Consider the following 6,917-nt stretch of genomic DNA (forward strand, 5'->3'; position numbering starts at 1 on the left):
TGCGCACCAGGCGCTGGGCCATGACCACTTCGAGACTGGAGGCCAGCAGGAAGGGTTCAACCCCCATGTCTTTCAGGCGCATCACCGCACCGATGGCGGTGTTGGTGTGCAGGGTGGAGAGCACCAGGTGACCGGTCAGACTGGCCTGAATGGCAATTTCGGCGGTCTCACCGTCGCGGATCTCACCCACCATGACCACGTCCGGGTCCTGACGCAGAATCGCGCGCAGCCCGCGGGCGAAGGTCATGTCGACCTTGGAGTTGACCTGGGTCTGGCCGATGCCCGGCAAGAGGTATTCCACCGGGTCCTCAATGGTCAGGATATTGCGGCTGCGGGTATTGATGTGGCTCAGGCCCGCGTACAGGGTGGTGGTTTTACCCGAACCGGTCGGACCGGTCACCAGAATGATGCCGTGGGGCTTGAGCAGGGCTTTGGCCAGCCGGTCGCGCACAAAGGGCGGCATGGCCAGCTGGTCCAGGGTCAGTTGCCCGGCCGCCTGGTCGAGCAGGCGCAATACAATCCGTTCACCGTGGGCCGAGGGGATCGTGGACACCCGGATGTCTACGGCGTGGCCCGCCAGGCGCACGGTAATCCGGCCATCCTGGGGCAGGCGCTTCTCGGCGATATCCAGGCGCGCCATAACCTTCAGGCGCGATACCAGCACCGGGGCGAGCTCGGCCTTGGGGGACAGGATTTCACTCAGTACCCCATCAATACGGAAACGCACCGACACCCGATCTTCAAACGGTTCCAGGTGAATATCCGAGGCGCCCTCGCGCACCGCCTGGGACAGGATGGCATTGATCAGGCGGATGATCGGGGCATCGTCATTGCCCGCCAGCAGGTCGGTTCGATCGGCCAGGTCCTCGGCCATGGACGACAGGTCGTACTCGGCCCCCAGATCCTCGGCCGCCTGTTGCGCGGCGCCATCGCCACTTTGGTAGACCTGGGTCAGGCGCCGCTGAAAATCTTCGGTGGGAATTTCTTTCAGGCGAAATTTGGTTCCAAGGTATCGTTGCAGTTCGAGCAATACATTGAGATTGAGCCCGGGACGATAGAGCAGGGTGGCTTCGGTTTCTTCCTCGTCCAGCATCACCCCATGAGTGGAGGCAAAGGAAAAGGGCAGACGCGCGTGGGCCGCGTCCTCACCGGCGCTGGCGGCCTGAACCTCCTCTTCCTCCGGCAGCTGCGGTGAAGCGTTGTTCTCTTCAAACTCGTCCAGCATCGACTCTACCGCCACAGGTTACTCCTCTTCCGCCTCGTCGGCCTGATCGTCCTCGCGCTCCTCGCTCATCATGCGAATGCGTTCGGCATCGTCGACCTTTTCTTGCCATTCGGGCAGCATCGGAATGTCGTCAGTGCTGAACAGCATGCCACCTGCGCGGCGACGGTTTTCCTGCTGTTCCCGCAGCGCCTTGTACTTCTCCGCGGTGGCGCCTTTAAGCAGCTGGTCATCCTCGATCACCGTAGCGCGAATGAACACCAGCAGATTGGTTTTCGACAGGGAGTCCACCTGATTGCGGAACAGGCGGCCCATGATCGGTACATCGCCCAGGAACGGCACTTTCTGCACCGAGGTCTGAATTTCTTCTTCGATCAAACCACCGAGAACCACGGTTTCACCGTTCGCCGCCAACACCTGGGTTTCCAGTTTGCGCTGGTTGGTGATCGGACCGTCGGAGTTGTTCAGGTTGGACAGGCTGGACACCTCCTGGGAAATATCCAGCACCACACTGTCGCCCGCGTTCACATGAGGAGTCACTTCCAAGAGAATACCCACGTCGCGCCGCTCAATGGTCCGGAAGGGGTTGCCCGGGTTGCTGTTACCGCCGGTGGAGGCGTAGGAGCCGGTGGCGAAGGGCACGTTCTGGCCCACGGAAATCGACGCTGTGTGATTATCGGTGGTCAGCAGGTTGGGCGTCGAGAGAATATTGGTAGAGCTGTTTTCCTGCAGCATATTGAGAATGCCCAGAAAATCGGTGCGCTCGCCAAGTCGACCTATGCCGAATATCTGTCCCTGAGTCTGGGACAGTGTCCCCGCCAGACTGACCAGTCCGTTGTCGTTATCATCATTATTGTCCAGTGCACCAACACCAATAGCGCCAAGCTGACCGCTACCAGTGGTGGAGCTGCCGAAGCCGCGCTTGTCGTCGCGGTACATCCACTGAATGCCCAACTCCCGACCATCAGTGTCTTCCACTTCCACGATGATTGCTTCGACCAGCACCTGGGCGCGACGAATATCGAGGCTGTCGATCACCGCCAGCAGTGACTCCATGGTATCGCTGTTGGCGGTGATCAGCAGGGAGTTGGTGTCTTCATCGGCCTGGACATTGGTCTCCTGACGACGGGCATTGTTGTTGCCGCCCTCTTCCGAACGGGCGATGTTCTGCATCACGCCGTTGAGCACTTGCGCCACATTTTCCGCTTTCGCGTACTTGAGATAGACCACCCGAACATTACTGTCTTTGGTGCGCGGCCGGTCCAGACGCTCAACCAGTTGGCGAATGCGTTCGCGCTGGAGATCATCGCCGTGCACCAGCACCGCGTTGATCCGGTTGTCCGGCACCACGGTGAGTTCGGATTGACCGCCGTCTCCGGCGCCGGGCTTTTCAATCTGGGTCACGGCGCGGGCCACGTCTTCGGCCAGCGCAAACTCCAGCTCGATCAGCTCGGTTTCCACCACAGAGGACTGATCAATCTGGGAAATGATTTCTTTCAACCGAAGGATATTGGAGCGGGTGTCGGTGACGATGATGGCATTGCTGGGATCGTAGGCGGACAGGTGGCCGTGTTGGGGAACCAGCGGACGAAGGGTAGGCAGTACCTTGGAGGCACTGATATTTTCCAGCTTCAACACCTGGGTCACGTAGGTGTCATCCCCGAGCGGGTTGGAGCCCAGGTCCGTGGGGACCGGCAACGACCGGGCGTCCCGGTTGGGAACGATACGCACCACATTGCCATTCTCAACAGCGGTGAACCCCTGCACATCCATCATGGACAGGAACAGCTCGTACAGCTCTTCTTTATTGACCGCGTCCTGGGACATGACCCGCACCTGGCCCCGCACTTTGGGGTCCACCAGGATGGTCTTGCCGGTGGCATCCGCAACGAACTTGATCACTTCCTGGATGTCGGTGTCCTTGAAGTTCACCGTCCAGGTCTGCTGCGCCCAGGCATTGAGGCTGACGCAGAACAGAGCCGCTGCTAGAGTTCCTGCCAGACGTTGCACACACACTTTCACTGGTCTTCCTCGCTGTTATTCGAGCTCGATGTCGATTGAGACTTCCTGGCCATCCCGGTCAATCAGAAGGCTGGCGGAACGGGCATCACCCATTTCGCGATAAATTTCCATGACGCGCTGCGGGCTGGTGAGTTCAACCCCATTGACCGCCTTGACCACGTCGTCGGCCTGCAGGCCAAGTGAATCAAACAGTTGCCGATCCCGACCGGGGCGGATCTTGTACCCGACGATCTGACCGTTCTCCCGGTGAATACTCATGGACACCACATCGGACAATGACTGGCTGCCCACCCGTGCGGCAACCTCATCGGCGGCGTCTTCAAGCTCCTCCTGCGGCGCTTCCCCGGTGTTACCGGGCGTCTCCGCCGGGGTATCGTAGACCGGCTCTTCGTCGCCCTCCCAGCTGCGCCCCGGGGTATCGGGCACTGGTTGGCTGGCAGCGAGGCTGCTGCTCCAGTCGTCGTCGGTATAGAGCCACAGAGATTCGTAGCGCCCGGCGTTGTTCAGGATGACCCGCAGGGGCAGTACCTTTTCCAGGGTCACGCTGCCTCGCACCGGCAACTCGTCACCGGGCGCATATATCGCCTGGTCTTTGCCATCGGCAATGATCGCACGGGCAGCGGTCTCGTCATTACTGCCCATCACGCCCCGCAGTACCAGCTTAAGGTCGGTATCTACCGCCTGATCCTCAATACTGGGGCCGCTCGCGGGACCCGCGGCTTCCCCGTCCAACGCACCGGGCTCCTCGTCGGCCGAGGCCTCTCCAAAGATATTGAGTGACGCCAGCGCCGCGATATCCACGGCTCTGGCCGAGCCGCCACTGCGCTCGGAGGTCACCGCATTCGGCGCCACTTGCGCTTTGGGAATCTCCGGCGCCGGTATCAGTACCCACAGCAGTTGGGCCAGGGTGTAGCTGAGCCACAGGACAATGAGAAATTTGGCACCAAAACGCCAGACACCGGACGGCACCCGAGCCAGCCATACGCCACCCTGACGCAGCCACTCGGCCAGTCGTTCACTGCGCCAGTCGGTCCCTGCGGATGCCGACGGATTGTGTTTCCTTTCTGTGTTCGACAATTGACTACTCCACGCACGCTCGAACGCGCTACCACTGGCGATCTGCCTGCGCCACGATGGTTTTATTCTTATCCGGCCACGACCACGGATTGTACCCCAGATCAGTCAGGCCAGGAAAAAGACGCCAAAGCGCAAGAGGCCTTGTAACCGATGGTTATGACACTATTATGCCAAGGTAAATTCCGCTCGCGGAAAAAACGCTCGGCGAGCATACCGTCTCTGCCCCGGAATTGAAACCGAAACCCCTCCGGAATCGCGACCAGGGTCACGTTTGGCGGGGTCTGCCGGCCATTCCCGGGCCGCTACTCAGAGGCCGGGGCCCGGTACAACAAATCCCACACACCGTGCCCCAGACGGGCACCGCGCTGTTCAAATTTGGTGATGGGGCGGTAGTCGGGACGCTCCGCGTATTGCCCCGGTGCCACCGCATTGGTGAACCCCGGAGCCGCCTCCATCACCGCCTGCATATGCTCGGCGTAATTCTGCCAGTCCGTCGCCAGATGAAAAATACCGCCGGGCTTGAGCTTGGTGCGCACCTTTTCGACAAAAGCCGGCTGTACGATACGCCGTTTATGGTGTTTCTTTTTGTGCCAAGGATCGGGGAAATACAGTTGAAAGCGATCGATGCCGCCCTCCGGGATGCAGTCATCCAGCACATCAATGGCGTCCGCCATATACACCCGGAGGTTATCCAGCCCGGCATCGGCGGCGCCTTTGATGAGTCGCCCCACGCCGGGCGGATGCACCTCGATGCCGATAAAGTCTTTGTCCGGTTCCTGCTGTGCCATGGCCAGCAGGGAATCTCCCATCCCAAAACCGATTTCCAGCACCCGAGGGGCCACGCGGCCAAAAGTGGCCTCCAGATCCAATCGTCCATCGTGAAGGCTCAGCCCGTAACGGGGCCAGCAATCGTCAAAGGCCGCCCGCTGCCCCTCGGTAATCCGCCCGGCCCGAATCACGTAGCTTCGAATGGCCTTGGGTTTGTACTCCGGGCGAATCATCAGCCGGCTGTCATCTTGTTCAGTCATGAATTCCACTATCGTCGAATGAGTTGAGGCTTCCCAGGTCGCCTCAGGTTTTCAGGGCCCGAATGCCCACCGCCAGCAACAGGACCCAGCCCACCATGAAACACAGGCCACCCAGAGGTGTCACCGGCCCCAGCCAGCGCGGACCGCCCAGAGCCAACCCATAGAGGCTACCGGAGAACAGCAACACCCCGAGGACAAAGGTCCAACCGGCGGTCAGCAGGGAGAGCGTCGGGCCGAACCAGCGCAGCAGCGCAACCACCGCCAGCAGCGCCAGAGCGTGGTACATCTGATACTGAACCCCGGTCTCAAACGCCGACAGGGCGGACGCCGGTAGCCGGGCTTTCAGCCCGTGGGCGGCGAAGGCGCCGAGCATGACCGATAGCAGACCAAACAACGCGGCCAACACCAAAAACACAGCCGCCATAGCGCACCGCTCCCCATAAAAAGTTCAGTTACACAAAAAAGCCGCGCGAGGCGCGGCTTTTTCGAGGGCCATTGGTAGCGCTTGATCAGGCAGCCAGTATGGCAGTTTTCACCTTCTTCATGGCGTTCTTCTCCAACTGACGGATGCGCTCGGCGGATACGCCGTACTCATCGGCCAGCTCGTGCAGGGTGGCCTTGCTTTCGCTCAGCCAGCGCCGCTGCAGAATCGCCCGGCTTCGATCGTCCAGGGTTTCCAGCGCCTTTTCCAGGTTATTGACGCTGTTTTCCTCCCAGTTGGCGTCTTCCAACTGGGTGGCGGGATCGTACCGCTTGTCTTCGAGGTAGTGGACCGGGGCCACGTAATGGCTGTCATCATCGTCTTCTTCACCGGCATCGAAGGCCGCATCGTAAGAGGAAAGACGTCCTTCCATCTCACGCACGTGCTTGACATCAACGCCCAGATCCTCGGCCACCGCTTCGGCTTCATCGTTGTTCAGCCACGCCAGGCGCTTTTTGGCACCGCGCAGGTTGAAGAACAGCTTGCGCTGGGCCTTGGTGGTAGCCACTTTCACAATGCGCCAATTGCGCAGAATGAACTCGTGAATCTCCGCCTTGATCCAGTGCACCGCAAAGGACACCAGACGCACGCCCTTCTCCGGGTTGAACCGCTTGACCGCCTTCATCAAGCCAACGTTGCCCTCCTGGATCAGATCCCCCAGGGGCAGGCCGTAACCGTTGTAAGAACGAGCGATGTGTACCACAAAGCGCAGGTGCGACATCACCAAGTGACGCGCCGCCTCGAGGTTGCCGTTGTAATACAGGTCCTCCGCCAGCTTCTGCTCCTCTTCCGCGGCCAAAACCGGGAAGGCGCTGACAGCCTGAACGTAGGCATTTAAGTTTCCACCGGGAGACAGTACCCCGGCCGGCATCAGGCTAGTGCTCATTCACTTACCTCCTGAGAATTTTTGGACATTGAGTGTAGCACTGCAGGGTTAGACTGCCAAGCCCTGAAAAGTTCCCTTGCCTTAGCATAAAAACCTTATGAATCAGTGAGTTAAGTTAAAAATAGAGATTGGGGTGACGGTGGATGCGGGTTTTGCCGCTGCGCTCGGACCCTGCGGTTGACGGCGGATGCGCTTCGCTTA

Annotated in this window: 6 protein-coding genes; all 6 read right to left on the reverse strand. The window is 60.1% G+C overall.

Going from position 1 to position 6,917, the window contains the following annotated elements:
- Nucleotides 1-1,093 (reverse strand): GspE/PulE family protein (locus tag B3520_RS08900; protein WP_286875880.1); only part of this gene is annotated, 1,093 nt, incomplete at its 3' end.
- Between the two features lie 150 nt (nt 1,094-1,243).
- Nucleotides 1,244-3,232 (reverse strand): type II secretion system secretin GspD, encoded by a 1,989-nt coding sequence (gspD, locus tag B3520_RS08905; protein WP_286806096.1) that lies wholly within the window; start codon nt 3,230-3,232, stop codon nt 1,244-1,246.
- Between the two features lie 27 nt (nt 3,233-3,259).
- Entirely contained in the window at nt 3,260-4,321 is a 1,062-nt protein-coding gene (gene gspC, locus B3520_RS08910) for a type II secretion system protein GspC (RefSeq protein WP_286806094.1), read from the reverse strand.
- A gap of 302 nt (nt 4,322-4,623) precedes the next feature.
- The gene (gene trmB, locus B3520_RS08915) at nt 4,624-5,349 is read right to left on the reverse strand and encodes a tRNA (guanosine(46)-N7)-methyltransferase TrmB (protein WP_286806092.1); all 726 of its coding nucleotides are present in this window, start codon (nt 5,347-5,349) and stop codon (nt 4,624-4,626) included.
- A gap of 43 nt (nt 5,350-5,392) precedes the next feature.
- Entirely contained in the window at nt 5,393-5,773 is a 381-nt protein-coding gene (locus B3520_RS08920) for a DUF423 domain-containing protein (protein WP_024461576.1), read from the reverse strand.
- Nucleotides 5,774-5,858: 85 nt separating this feature from the next.
- Nucleotides 5,859-6,716 (reverse strand): RNA polymerase sigma factor RpoH, encoded by an 858-nt coding sequence (rpoH, locus tag B3520_RS08925; RefSeq protein ID WP_286806091.1) that lies wholly within the window; start codon nt 6,714-6,716, stop codon nt 5,859-5,861.
- Between the last annotated feature and the right edge of the window lie 201 nt (nt 6,717-6,917).

The organism is Marinimicrobium sp. UBA4509 (assembly GCF_002388575.1).
In the GTDB taxonomy this organism is placed as follows: Bacteria; Pseudomonadota; Gammaproteobacteria; order Pseudomonadales; family Cellvibrionaceae; genus Marinimicrobium; species Marinimicrobium koreense.